Here is a 23,006-nt window from a genome sequence, read left to right on the forward strand (position 1 = left end):
CCCGTCATATGACGGGCTTTTTGATGGAGGCTTTTCAGGTGTCAGATACCAGGCTTACGGCGTTGCTGGCTGCGTTTGTAGATAGTCAGCCCCAGTACTGCCAGAGCAAGTACCAGAGTGATCAGGTTTGCCAGCAACATTGGCAGGTCATCCACAATGATGCCGTAGGTCAGCCACATGGCGACGCCGCAGGTGAAGATGCTGTACATCAGCAGGGAAATGCCATCGACATTGCCGGTCCGCAAAATCTGAATAACCTGCGGAATAAAAGCAGCGGTGGTACAAAAAGCGGCAGTCAGGCCAATCAGGGTAGTGGCGTCCATAGGTGTTCCGGTAGGTGCTAATGTTGCTGTAGCAACCGGGTAATGAGGTGGCTGCGAAGCATTTTCAGTTATCAGAGGGCGGCGATTATAGGGAGTGATGTTGCTGTGCACAAGATACGGCAGGGCAGTTTTATATGAATTATTGATGACGTTCTGCAGAGGCGAACGCTGGCTGGCTGACCGGATGTTTTAACGGGAGAAGGCTTCCCCTGTAACGGCTTGAAATATTTAATAAAAGAAAGCTACCGGAACCGGTGAGGAAGGTCCGGTAGCTTAAAGGGGCAGGTGACAGCCAGTATCGTCACCGGCCGGAAAAACGAACAGGTTTACAGCTGTTTGCTGATCAGTTCCATGATGGCTTCGTACTGTTCCTGCACCGAGGTGCGGTCTGTGTTCAGGCTCAGTTCCGCATCACCGGCATTAAGGTCCACATGATAGGCTCCCTCAACATTTTCTCTGGCGCTGATCAGGACAATTAAACCCTGCTGATTCAGTAAGTTGGCGGTTACTTCTGTGTTATCGCCCAGTTCATCAGCGTTCAGTGTGACCACTGCGCGTCCCTGACGGAACAGGTTTTGTTCCACCGCGTTCAGCAGCTGGCTCCGGCTCTGATCATTTTCACCGGTGATCACCAGGCTGAACGGCTTCTGGCCGAAGCGCTGAGCTTTTGCTTCGCCGGTGACCGGGCTGTGGGTCAGTACCGATTCTTCTTCTGTCTGCTGGTCGCTGACGATCATGCCGGCAGCAACTGTGGCATTGGTTAAACGGTCGATAACAATGAATGAGCCGGTGCCGGCAACCTGCTGATAATCATCAGCGATGATTGCCTGTTCAAGGGTGATTTCACAACGGCCGATTTCATTCAGGCTCAGGCTCGCCGCCGGCTGATGATCCTGTGTATTAACATCTACCCGGTGGCGGATACTGCTGATTTTGCCGGTCAGGGTCTGGGTTGCCAGCTTGATGTCATAGTCACGGCCGGTTTCCAGTTGAGCGTCGGTCAGCCATACCAGATTGGCATCGAAACGTTCGTGGGTATCCGGGACGGCTTCACTGTGCACCAGGGTGTCGCCACGGCTGATATCAATTTCATCTTCAAGGGTCAGGGTGACAGCCATCTGGGCGCTGGCGGATGTCAGTTCGCCGTCCATTGTAATGATGGATTTAACCGTGCTGTGTTTGCCGGATGGCAGGACGGTGACCTGATCACCGGGCTTCACTGAGCCGGCGGCGATGGTGCCGCAGTAGCCCCGGAAATCAAGATTTGGCCGGTTTACATACTGCACCGGGAAGCGCAGATCCTGCTGGTTGTTGTCTTCTTCAAGTTCAATATTTTCCAGAATTTCCATCAGTGAACCGTCACTGTACCACGGGGTTTGTTCGCTGGCAGTGACCACGTTATCGCCATTCAGTGCCGACATCGGCACAAAGCGGATGTCCTGCAGGTTCAGGTTGGCGGAGAAATTCAGGTAGTCCTGTTTGATCTCTTCAAAGCGTTCCTGACTGAAATCCACCAGATCCATTTTGTTGATCGCCACCACGGTGTGTTTGATGCCCAGCAGAGAAGCAATGAAGCTGTGACGCTTGGTTTGTACCTGAACACCGTAACGGGCGTCGATCAGGATAATGGCCAGATCGCAGGTAGATGCGCCTGTCGCCATGTTACGGGTGTATTGCTCGTGGCCGGGGGTGTCGGCAATGATGAACTTACGCTTATCGGTAGAGAAGTAACGGTAAGCAACATCAATGGTGATGCCCTGTTCCCGCTCTGCCTGCAGGCCGTCAACCAGCAGGGCAAGGTCAAGTGCTTCACCGGCATTACCCTGTTTGGCGTTATCGGCGTGCAGGGCTGCCAACTGGTCTTCATAGAGCATTTTTGTATCGTGCAGCAGGCGGCCGATCAGGGTGGATTTACCGTCGTCTACGCTGCCGCAGGTCAGAAACCGCAGCAGTTCTTTGTTTTCATGTTGGGTCAGATACGCATTGATATCTTCAGCGATCAGTTCAGATTGATGGCTCATGGTGCTAATCCTGATATTCCATCTGCGCGTCTGTTACGCAAATGGTTAAAAATATAAAAAGTGTATGGCCGGTATCAGAGATGACACCGGCGTCGCCCGCCGTCAGAAATATCCGGCAATTTTCTTTTGTTCCATGGAGCCGGCACTGTCGTGATCGATCACCCGGCCCTGACGCTCTGAGGTCGTACTGAGCAACATTTCCTGAATAATGTCCGGCAGGGTTGTTGCCTGAGATTCCACGGCGCCGGTCAGTGGGTAGCAACCCAGTGTACGGAAGCGCACCATCTTGTTTTCAGGCACTTCGCCAGGGTTCAGGGGCATACGGTCGTCATCAACCATAATGTCTACGCCGTCACGGTTAACCACCGGGCGTTCGGCTGCGTAATACAGGGGCACGATTGGAATGCTTTCCAGATAGATGTACTGCCAGATGTCCAGTTCCGTCCAGTTGGATAGCGGAAAGACACGAATACTCTCGCCCTTGTCGATACGGGTGTTAAAGGTATTCCACAGCTCCGGACGCTGGTCTTTCGGGTTCCAGCGATGGTGTTTGTCCCGGAAGGAGAAGACCCGCTCTTTTGCCCGGGATTTCTCTTCGTCACGACGGGCGCCGCCGAACGCTGCGTCAAACTGGTACTTATCCAGTGCCTGTTTCAGGCCCTGAGTTTTCATGATGTCTGTATGTTTGGCAGAACCGTGTTTAAACGGGCTGATATCCATATCAACACCTTCCTGGTTGATATGTACCAGCAGATCCATACCGGCTTCGGCAGCCATTTTGTCACGGAACTCGATCATCTCTCTGAACTTCCAGGTGGTATCCACGTGCAGTAATGGAAACGGTGGCTTACCCGGATAGAAAGCTTTACGCGCTAAGTGCAGCATGACCGCCGAATCTTTACCGACCGAGTAAAGCATGACCGGATTTTCAAACTCGGCAATGACTTCACGGATGATATGGATACTTTCGGCTTCAAGCTGGCGCAGGTGGGTCAGCTTGTGGGGTGATACTAGGCTCATCGCTGTGTGCTCAATCAATGTTCAAAGGAATGTGTCTTAGACTAAAGAGTGCCAGGTGGTTTGTTTTCACCGGTTGACTCGTTGTTGTAATTATTATTTCAATAAAATTTATCAAACATAAAAGAATAAATAATTATTTTTTATTTCTTTTTGGAATATAGGGCCTCAATCACTGGTACCATCAACTTATTCGTTTTGGTTATTGAAGTTAATTTAAATATTATTTCATGGAATAAGGGGTTTGTGAGTAATATGAGGTATTAATTTTTCAATAGTCGGTTTTGATAGTGTTGATACCGGGTATTGTGAAAATGTTGCTGAAAGAGACACACAAGTGAGCGGTGAATGGAAATTGGCTATGTGATCGCTGGCGCCATTGTTGGAGTGCTGGTGGGGTTTACCGGGATTGGTGGCGGTGCGCTGATGACGCCCATGCTTATACTGGGGTTTGGGGTACCGGTTGTTACCGCCGTCAGTACGGATCTGGCCTATGCCGCGATTACCAAGTTTGCCGGAAGTGTTGCTTATGCAAGACAGCGGCTGGTGGCCTGGCGGGTAGTAATTCTGATGCTCTGCGGCAGTGTGCCGGGCAGTCTGTTTGCATTGCACTATCTGAGCACCGCTGAAAATTTGCAAAGTCAGGTGGCGCTGGTCAATCTGATTTTAGGGATCAGCCTGGTACTGACCTCTGTGGTGCTATGCCTGCGGGGAAGAATTCAGCGCTGGCAGGCAAGCCGGCAGGCGGACGTTGAAAATACCTCAGAGCCGGCGGTTGGCTTTGGTCCGAAAGATCTGATTCTGATTGTCTCAGGCTTTTTGCTGGGAGGGCTGGTCACCTTGTCATCTGTCGGGGCCGGTGCGTTAGGGACGGCATTACTGATCCTGCTGTTCCCCCGCATGAGCATGCGCAAGGTAGTCGGTACGGATCTGGCCCATGCTGTGGTTCTGACAGCCGTTGCCGGCAGTGGGCATTACAGCCTGGGTAATCTGGATTTTGTGTTACTGGGGTATTTGCTGCTGGGCTCTGTTCCCGGGGTGATTTTGGGGAGTCAGTTAGCTAAGTATCTGTCTTCCGCAGTATTGCAACCGGTGATTGCGGTATTGCTGTTTGGCATCGGCGTACGTTTTATGCTGGTGTGAAAATTGATAAAGCATGTCGTTGAACATGTGATAAGAGCAATGGTGAGAAAACGTGAGTGATTTAATTTCCCCGCAGTTGGCGGCTAAAGTAGAGCACAGCCTGAGTGTTTTACAGCGGGCTGCAGCTGAACACGCTTCCGGCGTGGTATTTGCCAACAGTCTGGGGGCAGAAGATGTGGTCATAACCGACCTGCTGCAGCGTGCCAAAACCGGGATTACCAGCTTTGTGCTGGATACCGGGCGTTTGCCGGAAGAAACCCTGACGCTGCTCGAAGCGGTGCAGCAGCGTTATCCGGAATTACCGGTAAAGGTTTACTATCCGGTGGCGGAACAGGTCGAAACCTATGTTGCCAGCCATGGTGTGAATGCATTTTATCGCAGCCAGTCATTGCGAAAGTCCTGCTGTGCTGTGCGTAAACTGGAACCGTTAAAGCGGGCGCTGGCAGGTAATTCCGCATGGATTACCGGATTACGCCGCGAACAGTCAGTTACCCGTGAAGAAGTGGGTTTTAAAGAATATGACGCCGGTAACGGCATGGATAAGTATAATCCGCTGGCCGACTGGACTGATGCCGAAGTATGGGCATATATCCGTGCTTTTGACGTGCCTTATAACCAGTTACATGATCAGAACTTCCCAAGTATCGGTTGCGCACCCTGTACCCGTGCTGTGAGTCAGGGGGAAGACATCCGTGCCGGCCGCTGGTGGTGGGAAAACCCGGAGACCCGTGAATGCGGTTTGCACCCGGGGACACCTGATCAGCCAGCAGCGGAAACATCGACAGGTGTTGCAGACTTTCTGCCGGACTGACCCGGTTCAGCTACCCGCCCTGTGCGTTTCAGCGACAGGGCCGGGTCAGCATTTTCATACTTCAGCTGGCTTTTTATAATGACCAATGGTCAAGGCTACGCGCTATGTTGTCTGAGCGCGTCTGCGCCGGATTAATCCTTCGGCGGTGAAGATCACGAGGGCCAGCCAGATCATGACGAACGTGATCAGGCGGTCAGAGTCCAGCGTTTCGCCGAAGTAAAATATGGCAATCAGAAATGAAATACTCGGTGCGATGTACTGCATCAGACCAATGTATAGCAGGCTGAGTCGCTGAGTAGCAGAAGTAAAGCAAAGCAGTGGCAGACTGGTCACGATACCTGCTGCCAGCAATAAGAGACTTAACCCTGCACTGGCGTTGAGTAATACCAGTTCGTTATAGCTGGCCAGCCAGATCATATATCCGATGGCAAAAGGGAAGAGCAGCAGGGTTTCGGTAAACAGGCCAAGAATAGAGTCTACCGGAATGGTTTTTCTGAGCAGCCCGTAGAAGCCAAAACTGAATGCCAGGCTCAGCGCTATCCAGGGAAGTTTGCCTAACAGAATCAGCTGATAGCTAACGGCAGCCAGTGCCAGCAGAATCGCCAGCCACTGACCTCTGCGCAGGCGTTCACCGAGAAAAATCATGCCAAGAAAAACACTGACCAGCGGGTTAATGTAGTATCCCAGTGCGGCTTCCAGTATTTGTTCCTGTGCAACAGCCCAGATGAATATCAGCCAGTTGGCAGAAACGATGACTGCTGTCAGTGTCAGACTGAGCAGCAGTTTGGGCTTTTTCAGCAACTCGAGGATGTCTTTACTCCGTTTGCTGATAAGCAGTATTGCTGCCAGAAAGGCCAGTGACCAGGCGATACGGTGTGCAAGGATCTCCATCGCAGATACGCTGGCGATGGCATGAAAGTAAATTGGAAAGATGCCCCACATACCATAGGCGGCGAGGGCAAAATAAATGCCTTTTTTCTGTTCCTGTTCAGCGTGCACCGGAATCTCCCTGTGTCGTGGTCGGGACAACCACGTTGTGCATTAAGTAGCGTTGTTTGAATGTATCGCTGCAGGCCTTGAGTAAGCGCGTCATGATGGCGATAAAAATCAGGCTGAATGCCAGCCGGGCCCAGAGAATACCGGAATGGTCTGCGCCCAGCGTCATGATGAGCAGGGTATCTTCAATAATACTGTGACACAATCCAAGCAGACACAGCGCGGCGAAACAGTCCTGTGGTTCAATGTTGCCGCTGCGCGCTTCTCTGATCAGCAGGCCGCCCCCAAAGGATAAGCCCAGTGTAATACCTATGATGGTCAGAGAGGTTGCCTTGGGGCTGATACCGAGAATTTTCAGTACCGGTTTCAGCAGCCAGATCATCAGGCGTTCTATATGCAGCCAGCGCAATAATCGCAGCAGGCTCAGCAGTACAGCAATAATCACCAAAATCATTGCAAAGCTTTTTATCTGGGAAACGGTCCAGGTTAGCAGGCTGTTATCGGTTTGCGCCGGTGGTTGCCAGAGTAATTCGACCGGTTGCTGTAACCAGTTTCCCCAGCTGTATATATGATGGAGGATGATACCCAGTATCAGCGCACAGATGATGCGTAATCCCAGTGCAATGGCCAGACGTACGCCGGCCTGCTGAACAATCCGTACCTCAATGGGCAAGCTGTGTGCAATCAACATCATGCTGCCGAGCACTGTCACCTGAGCGACGGTCAAAACCTGATCATCCGCCATCTGAAAGAAAATGATCATACCGCCGTAAACATTGGTGATCATGGTGGTTGTCCAGACAATGCCCATGTTTTCCGGTAAGCCGACCAGCAGCATCAGTGGCTCCAGCAGGGCGCTGATATAAGGAATGGCACCCATTTCTTCAAGTATTTTGACAATAATGATGACCGGAAGCGTGAGCTTAAACAGCAGAAAGAAGACATCAAAAATTTCTTTCGTCAGGTCTGGCAGGGTATGTTTCCAAAAGGAGTGCCATATTTTATGCATGGTTGAGCCTGTTACTGCATGGTTGTGATTGTCGGCTGATCGGTGCCGGGAAGGCATATAGTGTAATTCAGTGGGGGCTTTTCATATTTTGTATTTGTGGTTAGTAGGTTAATTAAATTTCTCAAATTGATATATTCGGATAATAAAAAAACATATACAGAGAATTTTATGAAACTTCAGTTGGATCGTACCGACCGGCAGATACTCAATATTTTGCAGTGTAATAACCGCATCAGTAATTTGCAGCTGGCGGAAGAAGTGAGTTTGTCGCCCCCGGCGTGTCTGAAGCGGGTAAAGCGTTTGCGGGAGTCTGGTGTCATCGAGGCGGATGTGGCCATTCTTGATGCCAGAATATTCGGCAAGATGCTGAATATCATTGTCGAAGTTGAAATGATCCGTGATCAGGCAGATCTGGCGGATGCATTTATGCGTAAGATGCAGCAGGCTAATGAGGTTACTCAGTGTTATCAGGTGACAGGGGAGGTCGATTTTCTGCTGGTGGTCATGGTGCCTGATATGGAGGCGTATGAGGTGTTTGTGCGCCGTGATCTTTCGAACGATCCGTATTTGCGTAAGTTCCGTACACTGATTTCAATGCGGCGGGATAAGTTTACAACCCGGGTTGAAGTGTAGGTTTGCGGTCAAAAAAAAGAGAGTACTCAGTTCCCCTTGAGTACTCTCTTCAGCCTGGCTTTCCTTGTTCCTTGCGGAGGTGTCGGCGTCCTGCCTTCTTCCATGATTCCCTTTCCGCGTTCCAGCCATCCTTTCTTCGATCCATGAAGCGTCTTGCTCCATGGCATTCATTATGCGGAATCAGATTCTGATTAATATAGGAATAATTCTTATTTTCAGGATTTAGTACAGAGATAAAACTGAGAGGTGGGGGCAGAAAAAAAAAGAGAGTACTCAGTTCCCCCTAAGCACCCTCTTCGCGTTGGCATCCGTTTTCCGTGCGGTTAATTTGCATCCTGCTACCATCCATGACCCGGTCCGCGAGCGTGGCCTTCCTTTATTCTGTCCCTGAAGTTTGATGATCCTGAAGCACATTATCCACGTTATATTTTTTATAAATATAAGAAAAAGTCCTATTTTTCGCCTGAGGCTTATTAGACTTTAGATGTAGTGGCTAGCTTTGTTTCCTGAGCACTAGACTTTCTGACGAGAGTTAGTGCCATTCAGGCAGGCCTGTCGGGTGGACAGCGTAAACATGTCATCCTACACTAGGTCGCAATATCTTGGTCGGGGTGCCCTGAATGGGGCTGAGAGCTGTTCGATAAACAGTGACCCGCGAACCTGATCCGGCTAATACCGGCGTAGGAAATCGAGATAAACCGTCATTATATTTCCTTTCTACAGGGTTCTTGCGGTTTAGCTCGGGGTAGCTAACTGTTCTCTGAACCACTCTTATGCTGGGCTTCAGGTGTCGATTCACTTGCTCAGCAGTAAAGCCAGCCCGGTTTTCAGTTTAGTTTCTGCGCGGTGTTTACCGTTTTCAGTGTTATATGGCCTGGAAATGAGCCCTCGTCTGTAACGGCCTGTACGCTGCCAATATGAGTGTATTGCCTTTATGGGTTGATGGATAACTTTGATTCGTTATGGCTTTTTCTATGAAGGCCAGACCGGTAGTCCCGCAGAGAATAACGAGAATAACTAAAGGTAATACTATGACTGATACCAATATTGCTTTGAGTCGCAGCGCTCAGGTTGATGAAGCTTCCGTGCAACCGTTTCCGAAATCCCGCAAAGTGTATGTGGAAGGTTCCCGCAGTGATATTCGCGTTCCGATGCGGGAGATTTCGCTGGATCAGACGCCAACCGATATGGGTGGCGAAATCAATGAGCCCTTATATGTTTATGATACGTCCGGCCTGTACACCGATCCGGAAGCTGAAATTGATGTCCGTAAAGGTCTGAAGCCGGTTCGTGCTGGCTGGATTGCCGAACGTGAAGATACAGAACAACTGGCCGGTATGACCTCCGAGTATGGCCGTGTTCGCGAGCAGGATCTGCGTCTTGATCATCTGCGTTTTGAGCTGACCCGCAAGCCACTGCGTGCAAAAGAGGGTATGAATGTTACCCAGTTGCACTATGCACGTAAGGGCATCATTACGCCGGAAATGGAATACATTGCTATCCGTGAAAACATGAAGCTGGCGAAAGCCAAAGCTGAAGGTTCCATGGTTGATCAGCAGCATCCGGGTCATAGCTTCGGGGCTCAGTTGCCGGAAGAAATTACCCCGGAATTCGTCCGTAAAGAAGTTGCCGAAGGCCGCGCAATTATTCCGGCAAACATTAACCATCCGGAAATTGAGCCAATGATTATTGGCCGTAACTTCCTGGTTAAAATCAACGGTAACATCGGTAACTCTGCGCTGACGTCTTCGATTGAAGAAGAAGTTGAGAAGATGACCTGGGGGATCCGCTGGGGTTCAGATACCATCATGGATCTGTCTACCGGTAAGAATATCCACGAAACCCGTGAATGGATTTTGCGTAACTCGCCGGTGCCAATCGGTACTGTACCTATTTACCAGGCACTGGAAAAAGTTAAGGGTGTTGCAGAAGACCTGAACTGGGAAGTGTTCCGCGATACGCTGATCGAGCAGGCAGAGCAGGGTGTGGATTACTTTACAATTCATGCCGGTGTGCTGCTGCGTTATGTTCCGATGACGGCTAAGCGAATGACCGGTATTGTTTCCCGCGGTGGTTCGATCATGGCTAAGTGGTGTCTGGCGCATCACGAAGAAAACTTCCTGTATACACATTTCGAAGAAATCTGCGAAATCTGTAAAGCATATGATGTGTCGTTCTCACTGGGTGACGGTTTACGTCCGGGCTCTGTATACGATGCCAATGATGAAGCACAGTTTGCTGAACTGGAAACCCTGGGTGAGCTGACCAAGATTGCCTGGAAGCACGATGTACAGGTAATGATCGAAGGTCCGGGTCACGTGCCAATGCACATGATCAAGGAAAATATGGATAAGCAGCTGACTGAGTGTCACGAAGCGCCGTTCTATACTCTGGGGCCTCTGACAACTGATATTGCGCCGGGTTATGACCACATCACTTCCGGTATCGGTGCTGCCATGATTGGCTGGTACGGTTGTGCGATGCTGTGCTACGTGACACCAAAAGAGCACCTGGGTCTGCCAAATAAAGATGACGTTAAGACCGGTATTATCACGTATAAAATTGCCGCCCATGCCGCAGATCTTGCGAAAGGTCATCCGGGTGCACAGATTCGTGATAACGCTATGTCTAAAGCCCGTTTCGAGTTCCGCTGGGAAGATCAGTTCAACATCGGTCTGGACCCGGATACTGCCCGTGCTTACCACGATGAGACGCTGCCTAAAGAGTCTGCGAAAGTGGCCCACTTCTGTTCAATGTGCGGACCGAAGTTCTGCTCTATGAAGATTTCTCAGGAAGTGCGTGATCTGGATGAGAGTCAGGTGGCTGCGATTAATGCCCAGGCTGAACAGGGGATGATAGAAAAGTCAGCTGAGTTTAAAGAAACCGGCGCTGAGATCTACCACAAAGTGTAACGGGCAGGGGGTTCCGTTTGTTTCAGACAGGCGGATCATAGTCAGAAAACCGCCGGCATTCCGGCGGTTTTTTTATTCTGTGTTTAACTTTCTTTCAGCGGGTGCCCGTCCGGTAACTGACGTTCAATCCACAGCGCCAGTTTATGTTTCATGTTGGGCTCGTTATCTTCCCCTTTGGCCAGTGGCTGAATCAGTTTATCCAGTACAAGTAGCCGGTAGATTGCTGTGATTTTATCGCTGGCACTGTCGGTGGCTTCTATTTTCCCGGCACCGCGCTTTTCCATATATACACTGCCGATACGGATGGCTTCTTTAACCAGGGCTGCTTCATGCTTCAGTTTTGCCAAAATACTGACTCCTTATGCTGACGGTACCGTCACTATAACCAAGCGCCGGCCACAGGCAAGATAAATTAAGCCGCGGGCATGAGGATAATATACGGTATACTTGCGCGGTTTATCGCCAGTTGTGACATTCAGCCAGCCACAGTACGAGAGTTTTTTATGAAATATTGCATCATTCCTGTTACCGCCTTTCAGCAGAACTGCACGTTGCTCTGGTGCGCGGATACACGCCGTGCGGCGGTAGTCGATCCCGGCGGCGATGTTTCCCGTATTGTGGATAAGCTGGATGCGGAAGGCCTGACACTGGATAAAATTCTGCTTACCCATGCACATATTGATCATGCCGGAGGCACTGCAGAAATAGCGCAGGTGTACGGTGTACCGATAGAAGGCCCGCATCTTGAGGATAAGTTCTGGATAGACGCACTGGATCAGCAGAGTCAGATGTTTGGTTTTCCGAGCGTAGAAACATTTACCCCGGACCGCTGGTTGAATGACGCTGATACAGTCAGTTTTGGTAATCAGTGTCTGGAAGTGCTGCATTGCCCGGGCCATACTCCCGGTCACGTTATTTTCTTCCACCGGGAAACACAGCTGGCGCTGGTGGGCGATGTTTTGTTTAACGGTTCAATCGGCCGGACAGATTTTCCGAAAGGGGATCATCCGAGCCTTATCCATTCAATCCGTGAAAAGCTCTTTACTCTGGGGGATGATGTGACCTTTATTCCCGGCCACGGGCCCTTGTCTACTTTTGGACACGAGCGTTTGAATAATCCGTTTGTCAGTGATCACCGCGGATAATGCCAGACTGCTTTAACGAATAAATTTGCTGTCCTTTCCGGGCCGGAACTGAGCAGCGTTTCTGGCCTGAAATACCCTCTTTGTGCATGAATATAAATCCTGTTCAACGGCAGGCAGAATGGCGCCTTCAGCTATACTGTTAAGGCTATATTCAAGCAACTTAGGGAGGCATGAATGCAGCAGGTTAGATATGGTGATTATCAGATCACCCCGGCCGTTCAGTCGTTAGGTCGTAACCGCTGGAACTTACTGCCAAGGATTACCGGCGCCAATGTATCTGCACTAGTATCGCCAACCATGTTTTCTACTGCTGATCCTGAAAACCAGATAGTTACATCCTCTGAACATGAGGCCATAAAACAATGCATTGAGCTGGGTAAAATGATTATCGATGCAGATCTTCAGAGTTATCCCTAGCTTTATTTTTAACCCCTGAATTTTCTTACGGGCGCTTGATTTTGATATTCCTCCGACTGCATTTCAGTCAGCCTGCTTCGGGTCCGGTTGAATTCAAACTCAAGACTGCCCTGAGAATATAGCTGTTCCAGTGGTTGTTCCGCGCTCAGAAACAAATTCACCCGCTGATCATATAACTCATCCACAAGGCTGATAAAACGCCTGGCGGGGTCATCCATCCTGGCATATTGCATTTTCCGTGCACCGGTCGTCGTTGTTTCGTATCCCGCACCGATATTACCGTCTTCAACTCCCCGGGTTTTTATCCATTCCTGAGTTTGCCCGCCAAGTGTGGGGACGTTGCTGATAAATACATGATCGAACTGTGAGGCCAGCTCTATGTAATCCAGCTGTGAACGGGGACCGTCACACAGCTGATTAAATTCGAACCAGATACAGCTGCGGTTTCTTTTTATTACCGGAATAGTCCGGTTCATTATACAAGCAGGCTGGTTTTTCGGCGGATCGCCGGGAGGGCTGAAGGCATCAAACAGATCCCCTAAAGCCGAATCTGCCGGGCGGATAAAGTAGTTATTCCGGAGTGTCAGCTGGCGTAACCGGTGATCAGTCTCCCCGTCCATATGTAAGACATTAAGGTGTTGCTGTAGCAGTAAAATGGCGGGCTCAAAACGCTGCCGCTGTAAGCCCTCTTTATATAGCGCCTGGGGCGGGGTGTTGGACGTTGCGACAAAAACCACACCTGCTGAAAAAAAGCTCTCCAGTAAGCGGGCAAGAATCATGGCATCGCCGATGTCACTGACAAAAAACTCGTCAAAACAGATTACTCTGCATTCCCGGGAGAATTGTCTGGCAACCTGTTGTAACGGATTCCTGTGTCCGCTGAATGTTCGGAGTTCCCGGTGCACTCTGGCCATAAAGTGATGAAAGTGCAGGCGGGTCACATAACCCGGTGGCAGGTATTCACTGAACAGGTCCAGTAGATAGGTTTTACCCCGGCCCACCGCACCCCACATATATAAGCCTTTCGGTGTTTGGGATTTTTGGCCAAAAAGCCTGTAACGGTTTGGCCGGAGCAGTGCTTCTGCCAGTAACTGCAGGTGCCCGGTTGCGAGCTGTTGTGCAGGATCGTTCTGATAGCCCAGTTCGGCGTTACGTGTTTGGTAAAACCCGGTAAATGAAGTGTTGTGAGCAGGCATTTAAGTCCGTGATGCTGATCCTGATGAATGTGCTGCGAGAATATCAGTATATGGACCGGACTTGTATTAGCCAGATGTTACCGGGACAATTGCGCGCAGTTGTTTATCGGGAAGAGGCTTCATATGAGTGCTACGTCAGAGATGGCCAGCCATATCTACAGCGGTGGAATGCCGGAAGAGCAGGCGAAGATTGATGCGGTTCTGTCCGCGCCTGTTGCAGAGCCAAAACTGCTGATCTGGCGCTACGCTGAGCCTGCTGTGATCATGGGGCGTTCGCAGCGACCGGATAATGAGATGTTACAGCGTGCAGCGGCCAGAAATATTCCGGTGCAACAACGTGGTTCGGGTGGTGGCGCTGTGCTTGCCGGCCCCTGGATGTTGAGTGTTACCCTGTTTTTACCCACTGCGCATCCGGCTGCTGATTTGGGCATAATTGATATTTTTAAGTGGTTTGAAGCAGCCTGGTTAAAGATTTTGCAGGATCAGGGTATACCCTGTCAGTCTGTTGATGAGCCTATGATTGCGGAATCTAAAATAACCGCCAGGGCGCAGGGGGTTGAGTGGGCCTGTTATGCGGGGCTTTCCCATGGTGAACTTGTTTCTGCTGATGGTCGTAAGCTGCTGGGGTTGGCGCAGATCCGTAAACGGAATGGCGTGGCATTGGTCAGCGGTTTACATCTGTCTCCGTGCGAATGGCCGTTGCTGGCTGAAGTCGTGGCTGATGCGTCGTCACTTGGGGCAGTCCTTGCGCGTCTTAACAGTGACTGCGACAGCCTGAGCGGTAAAAATGCGGATACATTGCTGTATCCGCTGGTGGATGACTTAATCAGGACGTTGAACGAAGCCTGTGGTCATTTGGACGTTCTATAGCCGGGAGGCCGGCTATTTATGCAGCAGCATTGCCATATCCAGAAGTTGCTCGTTGACCGGTTTGGTTCTTTCCATTACATCTCTTAACGGAACTGTACAGATCCGGCTCTCAGAAATACCGACCATAATGTCGCTGTAACCTGCCTTCAGATATTCGATGGCTGAAGTTGCCAGACAGGATGCCAGCACGCGGTCCCGGCCGGTGGGCGTGCCGCCCCGCTGAATATGGCCGAGGATACAGACTCCCGGTGACTCGCCCTGTTCTTCCAGTTGTTGTGCCAGGCGATAGGTTAGCCCCGGACGTGGCCCTTCTGCGACGACAATGATACCGCTGCTGCCTTTGCCTTCATGGCGGTTGTTGGCCAGAGAAAAGCACAGTGCTTCAAGTTTGAACTCAGTTTCAGGAACAACAATCATTTCAGCACCACAGGCAATGCCTACCTGAGTAGCGATATGGCCTGAATTACGTCCCATGACTTCGACAAGAAATAACCGTTCATGTGAAACGGCGGTGTCACGGATCTTGTCGATACCCTCAAGTGCGGTATTTACTGCGGTATCGAAACCTATGGTGTCATCTGTGCCGTAGATGTCGTTATCAATTGTGCCGGGCAGGCCGACAACCGGAATGCCGCTTTCCTGGGTCAGCAGGTGCGCACCTGAGAGAGAGCCGTCACCGCCGATAACAACGAGCCCATCTATGCCATTCTTCCTGAGAATTTCGGCTGCCTGGTTCCGTACAACGGGGTCGCGAAATGCATCACAGCGGTCGCTCTTCAGTAATGTACCTCCCCGCTGAATGATGTTGGTGACATCGCTGGCAGCCAGCTCAACCATATCGCCGATAATCAGGCCGCTATAACCCCGGTTAACACCAAAGACTTTAATGCCCTGATTGATAGCCGCCCGAACGATTCCCCGGATTGCCGGGTTCATACCGGGCGAGTCGCCGCCACTGGTCAGCACGGCAATCGCATTGAGCGTACGGGTATGTTCAAGTTGTGGTAATTGATACATAAATGAATCCTTCTTGGCGATGCTTTAAATATGAGTGACTTAACTGAATTAAACAAGCACTTTACCGGGCGGGTCTGACGCTTTTGTGAAGTGTGTTACGGGTTGTGCTAATACTTATTGAATGGGTGAACAGCTGCGGGACGGAACACATGAATAATACAGCAGAGATAGCGATCCTGATCCTGAGTGGATTCAATGAATACCGGGAAATGTTTCAGCATATTGCCCGCGAAGCAAAAGGCTGCTTTGAGAAAAGTCAGTGGAAAAGGTTGCAGGAGATCTCATCACGCCGGATAGATCTGTACGGTGTTAAAGTGAATCAGGTTGTCGCTGCAATTGCTGTAGCCGAAGGTGCCCGGTGGCAGTGGCCGGATGTTAAGCGGGAATATGCTGAGCTGGTCACCATAAGGGCAGACACTGAGCTGGCAGAAACATTTTTTAACTCTGTTTACAGCCGTATTGAAGGGGACCACCCGAGTGCTCAGGCGCAGCTGTTTATTCCCCGCATAAGGCCCGAACAGTCTGGAGGTAATAACATCTATAAATCCCATTCCCTTAGCACCGGGGCATATGGGATGTTACGGAATGTGCTGAATGAATGTGGCTTCACTATTTGCTGGGAAAATCAGCGTCGGGATATCTGTTATCTGATGCGTTATATGCGTCAGCAGTGGTTAGACGGGGGCAGTGAAGAGCGTCAGATTGATGCACACAGCAGCGTGGATGTCATCCGCAGTGTGTTTTACAGAAATAAAGCCGCATATCTTGTTGGCCGGGTAAACGGCAGAAGCCGGCAGTTTCCCTTTGTCATAGCGCTGTTACTGAATGACAAGGGACAGTTATATGTGGATACAGCGGTCAGTGATCCGGACCAGGTATCAGTGATATTCAGTTTTACCCGCGCTTATTTTTTGGTGGACGCTGATGCCCCGGTACAGTTCATCTGCTTTTTACATGAGCTGATACCGCTGAAGTCCCGGGCTGAACTTTATAACTCCATTGGCTTTTATAAGCAGGGTAAAGCAGAATTTTACCGGGATTTTATGGATCACCTTAAGCTGTCGTCAGATCTGTTTGTGCCTGCCGAAGGTATAAAGGGCATGGTCATGACAGTATTCACTCTGCCGTCCTATCCGGTAGTCTTCAAGATTATTAAAGACCGATTCTCATCCTCTAAATATGTATCCCGTGCAACGGTAAAAGACCGTTACGCGCTGGTTAAACACCATGACCGGGCCGGAAGGCTGGCAGATACTCAGGAATTTACCAATCTGCAGTTGCCGGCAGAGCGTTTTCATCCGGATCTTATTGCTGAACTGCTTCAGGTGGCAGCGGGCTCTGTGGAAATGCTGGCAGATAGGTTGCTCATAAAGCACGTGTGGGTAGAGCGCAGGATGACGCCACTGAATATATATCTTCAGGAAGCGCTGAAAAATGACAATGAAGAACAGCTGCTTCACGGGGTGAATGAATACGGGAAGTGCATAAAAGAACTGGCGGCAGCCAATATATTTGCCGGTGACATGCTGTTTAAGAACTTTGGGGTGACGCGGCACGGAAGAATCGTCTTTTATGATTACGATGAGATCATGTATCTGACCGACTGTAACTTCAGACATATACCTGAGCCCATGTACCCGGAACAGGAGTTGGCAGATGAACCCTGGTACTCCGTAGGGCCCGGAGATGTATTCCCGGAAGAGTTTAATCTGTTAACCACCTGTGACCGTAAAATCCGTACAGTATTTAACCGTCTTCACAGTGACTTATTAACACCTGAGTGGTGGCGGGGGGTCCAGCGGCAGGTTGAGAAGGGGGAAATCGTTGACGTCTATCCGTACAGACGTCAGCAACGTTTCAGCCGGTAAAAAAAATCGGCACGTTTTTCAAGTTGCTTCATATCCTGATGACAGGCAAATGACATAAATATTAAGAAACTGAAAAAGCCTGTTGACACTTTTGGCTGCGTCCCTATAATACGCCCCCACATTGAGACGCAGGGCAGCGGCAACGCAGCTAAGCAAGCTTAATGAGAGTCAGAATAAACCACTGAAAAACAAATTGTTTTGCAGTGTGAATTAGCTGATTCGACCGGAACGAAAAAGGTGTTTTCCGGTTTTGATAAGTTCTTCGGAATTAATCAAAATCTTCTGAAAATAACCGTTGACTTCCACCGGGTGTTGAGTAGAATATGCACCTCGCTTGAGACGACAGCAACGACGGTTACACCGGTTGCGAAAGTGGTTTTAAGCAACGCTCTTTAACAATTTGATCAGATAATTCGTGTGGGCGCTTGTTGAGATGAAGCACAAAAGCTTTATCAAAGTAAGCAACTTTTGTCTTCGGACAAACACGTGAATTCATTTAAGATGTTTTTATGAAAGTTAGTGTAACTTTGAGCTAGATTTAAGACACCAAATTCCGGTGTCGAAAAAATTAAACTGAAGAGTTTGATCATGGCTCAGATTGAACGCTGGCGGCAGGCTTAACACATGCAAGTCGAGCGGTAACAGAGAGTAGCTTGCTACTTTGCTGACGAGCGGCGGACGGGTGAGTAACGCGTAGAAATCTGCCTGGTAGTGGGGGATAGCCCAGAGAAATTTGGATTAATACCGCATACGCCCTACGGGGGAAAGCAGGGGACCTTCGGGCCTTGCGCTATCAGATGAGTCTGCGTCGGATTAGCTAGTTGGTGGGGTAATGGCCTACCAAGGCGACGATCCGTAGCTGGTCTGAGAGGATGATCAGCCACACTGGGACTGAGACACGGCCCAGACTCCTACGGGAGGCAGCAGTGGGGAATATTGCACAATGGGCGCAAGCCTGATGCAGCCATGCCGCGTGTGTGAAGAAGGCCTTAGGGTTGTAAAGCACTTTCAGCAGTGAGGAAAGGTGTGTACTTAATACGTGCATACTGTGACGTTAACTGCAGAAGAAGGACCGGCTAACTCCGTGCCAGCAGCCGCGGTAATACGGAGGGTCCGAGCGTTAATCGGAATTACTGGGCGTAAAGCGCGCGTAGGCGGTTATTTAAGTCAGATGTGAAAGCCCCGGGCTCAACCTGGGAACTGCACCTGATACTGGATAACTAGAGTACAGAAGAGGGTGGTGGAATTTCCTGTGTAGCGGTGAAATGCGTAGATATAGGAAGGAACACCAGTGGCGAAGGCGACCACCTGGTCTGATACTGACGCTGAGGTGCGAAAGCGTGGGGAGCAAACAGGATTAGATACCCTGGTAGTCCACGCCGTAAACGATGTCTACTAGCCGTTGGGACACTTGATGTCTTAGTGGCGCAGCTAACGCACTAAGTAGACCGCCTGGGGAGTACGGCCGCAAGGTTAAAACTCAAATGAATTGACGGGGGCCCGCACAAGCGGTGGAGCATGTGGTTTAATTCGACGCAACGCGAAGAACCTTACCTACTCTTGAAATCCTGCGAAGTCGGAAGAGATTCTGATGTGCCTTCGGGAACGCAGTGACAGGTGCTGCATGGCTGTCGTCAGCTCGTGTTGTGAAATGTTGGGTTAAGTCCCGTAACGAGCGCAACCCTTGTCCTTATTTGCCAGCACTTCGGGTGGGAACTCTAAGGAGACTGCCGGTGACAAACCGGAGGAAGGTGGGGACGACGTCAAGTCATCATGGCCCTTACGAGTAGGGCTACACACGTGCTACAATGGCCGGTACAGAGGGCTGCAATCCTGCGAGGGGGAGCTAATCTCACAAAACCGGTCGTAGTCCGGATTGGAGTCTGCAACTCGACTCCATGAAGTCGGAATCGCTAGTAATCGTGAATCAGAATGTCACGGTGAATACGTTCCCGGGCCTTGTACACACCGCCCGTCACACCATGGGAGTGGATTGCACCAGAAGTAGCTAGCTTAACCTTCGGGAGGGCGGTTACCACGGTGTGGTTCATGACTGGGGTGAAGTCGTAACAAGGTAGCCCTAGGGGAACCTGGGGCTGGATCACCTCCTTAAACGATAGCGGATTCTTAGCAAGCGTTCACACGAATTATCTGATCAGAATGTAAAGAGAGCGAATTGGTATTTATACCAAGATATAGGCTTGTAGCTCAGCTGGTTAGAGCGCACCCCTGATAAGGGTGAGGTCGGTGGTTCAAGTCCACTCAGGCCTACCAACTTTCCATTTCTCTTCGTTAAGTTTCTCGTCGTGTAGCAGGCTACACGTCCTCAAAACTTGCCTCGATTAATGAAAAGTTCGGCAGTGACGATCGAAATTTCGCTCAAGTTTAGGAAAGTTTTAAAAAATACTCACGCTTAAGTGACTATCTTTTAAAGCTTTTTGCTTTAAACGCTCTTTAACAATTTAAATCCTGTAAAAACGAGAATTAAGTAAGACAAATGTACAAGCGCTAATCCGGCGTAAATGTATCGTTACTTCAGCGTTAACTGTTTAACAGTTGGCTATGAAGTTTTATCAGTTACTTTGAATCAGACCCTTTTGGGTTATATGGTCAAGTGACTAAGCGTGCACGGTGGATGCCTTGGCAGTCAGAGGCGATGAAGGACGTGGTAACCTGCGATAAGGTTTGGGGAGTCGGTAAACAGACTTTGATCCAAACATTTCCGAATGGGGAAACCCACCCAGTATAAGCTGGGTATCTCTTAAGTGAATACATAGCTTTAGAGAGGCGAACCCGGGGAACTGAAACATCTAAGTACCCGGAGGAAAAGAAATCAACCGAGATTCCCCTAGTAGCGGCGAGCGAACGGGGACCAGCCCTTAAGCTGTGTTGTAGTTAGTAGAACGCTCTGGAAAGTGCGGCCGTAGTGGGTGATAGCCCCGTATACGAAAACTTATACGCAGTGAAATCGAGTAAGACGGGACACGTGATATCCTGTTTGAATATGGGGGGACCATCCTCCAAGGCTAAATACTCCTGACTGACCGATAGTGAACCAGTACCGTGAGGGAAAGGCGAAAAGAACCCCTGTGAGGGGAGTGAAATAGAACCTGAAACCGTGTACGTACAAGCAGTGGGAGCAGACTTGTTCTGTGACTGCGTACCTTTTGTATAATGGGTCAGCGACTTAATTTCAGTAGCAAGGTTAACCGTTTAGGGGAGCCGTAGGGAAACCGAGTCTTAATAGGGCGTATAGTTGCTGGGATTAGACCCGAAACCGAGCGATCTATCCATGGGCAGGTTGAAGGTTGAGTAACATCAACTGGAGGACCGAACCGACTGTCGTTGAAAAGCCAGCGGATGACTTGTGGATCGGAGTGAAAGGCTAATCAAGCTCGGAGATAGCTGGTTCTCCTCGAAAGCTATTTAGGTAGCGCCTCATATCTCACCTACGGGGGTAGAGCACTGTTTCGGCTAGGGGGTCATCCCGACTTACCAACCCGATGCAAACTCCGAATACCGTAGAGTGCAATTATGGGAGACACACGGCGGGTGCTAACGTCCGTCGTGGAAAGGGAAACAACCCAGACCGTCAGCTAAGGTCCCAAAGTTATGGTTAAGTGGGAAACGATGTGGGAAGGCTTAGACAGCTAGGAGGTTGGCTTAGAAGCAGCCACCCTTTAAAGAAAGCGTAATAGCTCACTAGTCGAGTCGGCCTGCGCGGAAGATATAACGGGGCTCAAACCATACACCGAAGCTACGGACGCAGCTTGTCTGCGTGGTAGAGGAGCGTTCTGTAAGCCGTTGAAGGGAAAGCTGTAAGGCATCCTGGAGGTATCAGAAGTGCGAATGCTGACATGAGTAACGATAAGGGGGGTGAAAAACCTCCCCGCCGGAAGACCAAGGGTTCCTATCCAATGCTAATCAGGGTAGGGTGAGTCGACCCCTAAGGCGAGGCCGAAAGGCGTAGTCGATGGGAAACAGGTTAATATTCCTGTACTTCTTGTTATTGCGATGGAGTGACGGAGAAGGCTAGGCCATCACGGCGTTGGTTGTCCGTGTTTAAGGCTGTAGGCTGGGGGATTAGGAAAATCCGGTTCCCTAAGGCTGAGAGTTGATGACGAGTCCTCTTTTGGACGAAGTGGTTGATGCCATGCTTCCAGGAAAAACTTCTAAGCTTCAGATAACAAGAAATCGTACCCCAAACCGACACAGGTGGTCAGGTAGAGAATACCAAGGCGCTTGAGAGAACTCGGGTGAAGGAACTAGGCAAAATGGTACCGTAACTTCGGGAGAAGGTACGCCCCTGACGGTGATGAGACTTGCTCTCTAAGCTGTTGGGGGTCGAAGATACTAGGTGGCTGCGACTGTTTATTAAAAACACAGCACTCTGCAAACACGAAAGTGGACGTATAGGGTGTGACGCCTGCCCGGTGCTTGAAGGTTAATTGATGGGGTTAGCTTCGGCGAAGCTCTTGATCGAAGCCCAAGTAAACGGCGGCCGTAACTATAACGGTCCTAAGGTAGCGAAATTCCTTGTCGGGTAAGTTCCGACCTGCACGAATGGCGTAACGATGGCCACACTGTCTCCACCCGAGACTCAGTGAAATTGAAATTGCGGTTAAGATGCCGTATATCCGCGGCTAGACGGAAAGACCCCGTGAACCTTTACTATAGCTTCGCAGTGGACTTTGATATTACTTGTGTAGGATAGCTGGGAGGCTTTGAAACTTGGACGCCAGTTCGAGTGGAGCCAATCTTGAAATACCAGCCTGGTACTATTGAGGTTCTAACGCAGGTCCCTTATCGGGATCGCGGACATTGTGTGGTGGGTAGTTTGACTGGGGCGGTCTCCTCCCAAAGAGTAACGGAGGAGTACGAAGGTGCGCTCAGCATGGTCGGAAATCATGCATCGAGTATAAAGGCATAAGCGCGCTTGACTGCGAGACAGACACGTCGAGCAGGTACGAAAGTAGGTCTTAGTGATCCGGTGGTTCTGTATGGAAGGGCCATCGCTCAACGGATAAAAGGTACTCCGGGGATAACAGGCTGATACCGCCCAAGAGTTCACATCGACGGCGGTGTTTGGCACCTCGATGTCGGCTCATCACATCCTGGGGCTGAAGCCGGTCCCAAGGGTATGGCTGTTCGCCATTTAAAGTGGTACGCGAGCTGGGTTTAGAACGTCGTGAGACAGTTCGGTCCCTATCTGCCGTGGACGTTTGAGATTTGAGAAGAGTTGCTCCTAGTACGAGAGGACCGGAGTGAACGAACCTCTGGTGTTCGGGTTGTCATGCCAATGGCATTGCCCGGTAGCTATGTTCGGACAGGATAACCGCTGAAAGCATCTAAGCGGGAAGCCCCCTTCAAGATGAGATCTCACTGGGACCTTGAGTCCCCTGAAGAGCCGTTCAAGACCAGGACGTTGATAGGCTGGGTGTGTAAGCGTTGTGAGGCGTTGAGCTAACCAGTACTAATTGCTCGTGAGGCTTGACCATATAACGCCAAAAGCGTTTGGTTGCAGAGAAGACTGCAACATGATCAAGAACTGAAGATACATTGAAGAGCTTGCTGAAAAGCGAGACGGATTAGAGTTTGTACATTGTTTTGAAACATAAGCTTAAGACT

Annotated in this window: 16 protein-coding genes, 1 tRNA gene, 2 rRNA genes and 1 riboswitch; of the genes, 11 read left to right on the plus strand and 8 right to left on the minus strand. The window is 50.2% G+C overall.

Going from position 1 to position 23,006, the window contains the following annotated elements; all coding sequences use genetic code 11:
• Positions 1-41: 41 nt before the first annotated feature.
• From PCI15_RS06190 to cysD, 3 genes are all read right to left on the minus strand, one after another.
• Positions 42-323, minus strand: a complete 282-nt coding sequence (locus PCI15_RS06190; RefSeq protein ID WP_271273473.1) for an SWEET family sugar transporter — start codon at positions 321-323, stop codon at positions 42-44.
• A gap of 326 nt (positions 324-649) precedes the next feature.
• The gene (gene cysN / locus PCI15_RS06195; protein WP_271273474.1) at positions 650-2,344 is read right to left on the minus strand and encodes a sulfate adenylyltransferase subunit CysN; all 1,695 of its coding nucleotides are present in this window, start codon (positions 2,342-2,344) and stop codon (positions 650-652) included.
• A 102-nt stretch (positions 2,345-2,446) separates the two neighbouring features.
• A complete protein-coding gene (gene cysD, locus PCI15_RS06200; protein WP_271273475.1) occupies positions 2,447-3,364 on the minus strand; it encodes a sulfate adenylyltransferase subunit CysD in 918 nt (305 codons plus the stop codon).
• 345 nt (positions 3,365-3,709) lie between these two features.
• Between cysD and PCI15_RS06205 the strand changes: the two genes are divergently transcribed.
• Together PCI15_RS06205 and PCI15_RS06210 are read left to right on the plus strand one after the other, a co-directional pair.
• The gene (locus PCI15_RS06205) at positions 3,710-4,504 is read left to right on the plus strand and encodes a sulfite exporter TauE/SafE family protein (RefSeq protein WP_271273476.1); all 795 of its coding nucleotides are present in this window, start codon (positions 3,710-3,712) and stop codon (positions 4,502-4,504) included.
• A gap of 52 nt (positions 4,505-4,556) precedes the next feature.
• Positions 4,557-5,315 carry a phosphoadenylyl-sulfate reductase gene (locus PCI15_RS06210; protein ID WP_271273477.1) on the plus strand — a complete coding sequence of 253 codons (759 nt, stop codon included), beginning with the start codon at positions 4,557-4,559 and terminating at the stop codon, positions 5,313-5,315.
• Between the two features lie 102 nt (positions 5,316-5,417).
• Here PCI15_RS06210 and rarD read toward each other — a convergent pair whose 3' ends face one another.
• Positions 5,418-6,314 (minus strand): EamA family transporter RarD, encoded by an 897-nt coding sequence (rarD, locus tag PCI15_RS06215; protein WP_271273478.1) that lies wholly within the window; start codon positions 6,312-6,314, stop codon positions 5,418-5,420.
• Positions 6,304-7,320: a hypothetical protein gene (locus PCI15_RS06220; protein WP_271273479.1), complete on the minus strand. Its 1,017-nt coding sequence runs from the start codon at positions 7,318-7,320 to the stop codon at positions 6,304-6,306. The genes rarD and PCI15_RS06220 overlap by 11 nt, the downstream gene beginning before the upstream one ends.
• Positions 7,321-7,488: 168 nt before the next feature.
• On the opposite strand from PCI15_RS06220, the gene PCI15_RS06225 reads away from it, so the two are divergent.
• Both PCI15_RS06225 and thiC read left to right on the plus strand, forming a co-directional pair.
• Positions 7,489-7,953 (plus strand): Lrp/AsnC family transcriptional regulator, encoded by a 465-nt coding sequence (locus PCI15_RS06225; RefSeq protein WP_271273480.1) that lies wholly within the window; start codon positions 7,489-7,491, stop codon positions 7,951-7,953.
• Positions 7,954-8,550: 597 nt separating this feature from the next.
• A riboswitch (TPP riboswitch) is annotated at positions 8,551-8,657 on the plus strand.
• Between the two features lie 327 nt (positions 8,658-8,984).
• Positions 8,985-10,865, plus strand: a complete 1,881-nt coding sequence (gene thiC, locus PCI15_RS06230) for a phosphomethylpyrimidine synthase ThiC (RefSeq protein ID WP_271273481.1) — start codon at positions 8,985-8,987, stop codon at positions 10,863-10,865.
• 83 nt (positions 10,866-10,948) lie between these two features.
• Here thiC and PCI15_RS06235 read toward each other — a convergent pair whose 3' ends face one another.
• Complete coding sequence (locus PCI15_RS06235) at positions 10,949-11,212, minus strand: DUF5062 family protein (protein ID WP_271273482.1); 264 nt, start codon at positions 11,210-11,212, stop codon at positions 10,949-10,951.
• Positions 11,213-11,368: 156 nt separating this feature from the next.
• On the opposite strand from PCI15_RS06235, the gene PCI15_RS06240 reads away from it, so the two are divergent.
• Both PCI15_RS06240 and PCI15_RS06245 read left to right on the plus strand, forming a co-directional pair.
• Positions 11,369-12,010 carry an MBL fold metallo-hydrolase gene (locus PCI15_RS06240; RefSeq protein ID WP_271273483.1) on the plus strand — a complete coding sequence of 214 codons (642 nt, stop codon included), beginning with the start codon at positions 11,369-11,371 and terminating at the stop codon, positions 12,008-12,010.
• Positions 12,011-12,184: 174 nt separating this feature from the next.
• Positions 12,185-12,427 carry a hypothetical protein gene (locus PCI15_RS06245; RefSeq protein WP_271273484.1) on the plus strand — a complete coding sequence of 81 codons (243 nt, stop codon included), beginning with the start codon at positions 12,185-12,187 and terminating at the stop codon, positions 12,425-12,427.
• An 8-nt stretch (positions 12,428-12,435) separates the two neighbouring features.
• On the opposite strand, the gene zapE is transcribed toward PCI15_RS06245, so the two are convergent.
• Positions 12,436-13,623, minus strand: coding sequence for a cell division protein ZapE (gene zapE / locus PCI15_RS06250; RefSeq protein WP_271273485.1), 1,188 nt, complete (start codon positions 13,621-13,623; stop codon positions 12,436-12,438).
• A 123-nt stretch (positions 13,624-13,746) separates the two neighbouring features.
• Here zapE and PCI15_RS06255 point away from each other — a divergent pair, with 123 nt between their 5' ends.
• On the plus strand, positions 13,747-14,493 hold the full coding sequence (locus PCI15_RS06255; protein ID WP_271273486.1) for a lipoate--protein ligase family protein: 747 nt from the start codon (positions 13,747-13,749) through the stop codon (positions 14,491-14,493).
• A gap of 12 nt (positions 14,494-14,505) precedes the next feature.
• Here the strand turns inward: PCI15_RS06255 and pfkA are convergent, their stop codons facing one another.
• The gene (pfkA, locus tag PCI15_RS06260; RefSeq protein ID WP_271273487.1) at positions 14,506-15,510 is read right to left on the minus strand and encodes a 6-phosphofructokinase; all 1,005 of its coding nucleotides are present in this window, start codon (positions 15,508-15,510) and stop codon (positions 14,506-14,508) included.
• Between the two features lie 149 nt (positions 15,511-15,659).
• Here pfkA and aceK point away from each other — a divergent pair, with 149 nt between their 5' ends.
• The 4 genes from aceK to PCI15_RS06280 all read left to right on the plus strand — a co-directional run bounded on the left by aceK (position 15,660) and on the right by PCI15_RS06280 (position 22,876).
• Complete coding sequence (gene aceK, locus PCI15_RS06265; protein ID WP_271273488.1) at positions 15,660-17,378, plus strand: bifunctional isocitrate dehydrogenase kinase/phosphatase; 1,719 nt, start codon at positions 15,660-15,662, stop codon at positions 17,376-17,378.
• 570 nt (positions 17,379-17,948) lie between these two features.
• A 16S ribosomal RNA gene (locus PCI15_RS06270) occupies positions 17,949-19,490 on the plus strand.
• 85 nt (positions 19,491-19,575) lie between these two features.
• Positions 19,576-19,652, plus strand: a tRNA-Ile gene (locus tag PCI15_RS06275).
• A gap of 334 nt (positions 19,653-19,986) precedes the next feature.
• Positions 19,987-22,876, plus strand: a 23S ribosomal RNA gene (locus PCI15_RS06280).
• The 16S and 23S rRNA genes sit together here with 1 tRNA gene alongside, the layout of an rRNA operon.
• The last annotated feature ends 130 nt before the right edge of the window (positions 22,877-23,006 follow it).

Source organism: Aliamphritea hakodatensis, assembly GCF_024347195.1.
GTDB lineage: Bacteria > Pseudomonadota > Gammaproteobacteria > Pseudomonadales > Balneatricaceae > Amphritea > Amphritea hakodatensis.

Excerpts from the sequence above, each read along its gene's own strand:
- thiC (WP_271273481.1), top strand. The coding sequence starts at position 8,985 with ATGACTGATACCAATATTGCTTTGAGTCGCAGCGCTCAGGTTGATGAA.
- pfkA (WP_271273487.1), bottom strand. The coding sequence starts at position 15,510 with ATGTATCAATTACCACAACTTGAACATACCCGTACGCTCAATGCGATT.
- PCI15_RS06245 (WP_271273484.1), top strand. The coding sequence starts at position 12,185 with ATGCAGCAGGTTAGATATGGTGATTATCAGATCACCCCGGCCGTTCAG.
- aceK (WP_271273488.1), top strand. The coding sequence starts at position 15,660 with ATGAATAATACAGCAGAGATAGCGATCCTGATCCTGAGTGGATTCAAT.
- PCI15_RS06190 (WP_271273473.1), bottom strand. The coding sequence starts at position 323 with ATGGACGCCACTACCCTGATTGGCCTGACTGCCGCTTTTTGTACCACC.
- PCI15_RS06225 (WP_271273480.1), top strand. The coding sequence starts at position 7,489 with ATGAAACTTCAGTTGGATCGTACCGACCGGCAGATACTCAATATTTTG.
- PCI15_RS06240 (WP_271273483.1), top strand. The coding sequence starts at position 11,369 with ATGAAATATTGCATCATTCCTGTTACCGCCTTTCAGCAGAACTGCACG.
- zapE (WP_271273485.1), bottom strand. The coding sequence starts at position 13,623 with ATGCCTGCTCACAACACTTCATTTACCGGGTTTTACCAAACACGTAAC.
- cysD (WP_271273475.1), bottom strand. The coding sequence starts at position 3,364 with ATGAGCCTAGTATCACCCCACAAGCTGACCCACCTGCGCCAGCTTGAA.
- PCI15_RS06205 (WP_271273476.1), top strand. The coding sequence starts at position 3,710 with ATGGAAATTGGCTATGTGATCGCTGGCGCCATTGTTGGAGTGCTGGTG.
- PCI15_RS06220 (WP_271273479.1), bottom strand. The coding sequence starts at position 7,320 with ATGCATAAAATATGGCACTCCTTTTGGAAACATACCCTGCCAGACCTG.
- PCI15_RS06255 (WP_271273486.1), top strand. The coding sequence starts at position 13,747 with ATGAGTGCTACGTCAGAGATGGCCAGCCATATCTACAGCGGTGGAATG.
- cysN (WP_271273474.1), bottom strand. The coding sequence starts at position 2,344 with ATGAGCCATCAATCTGAACTGATCGCTGAAGATATCAATGCGTATCTG.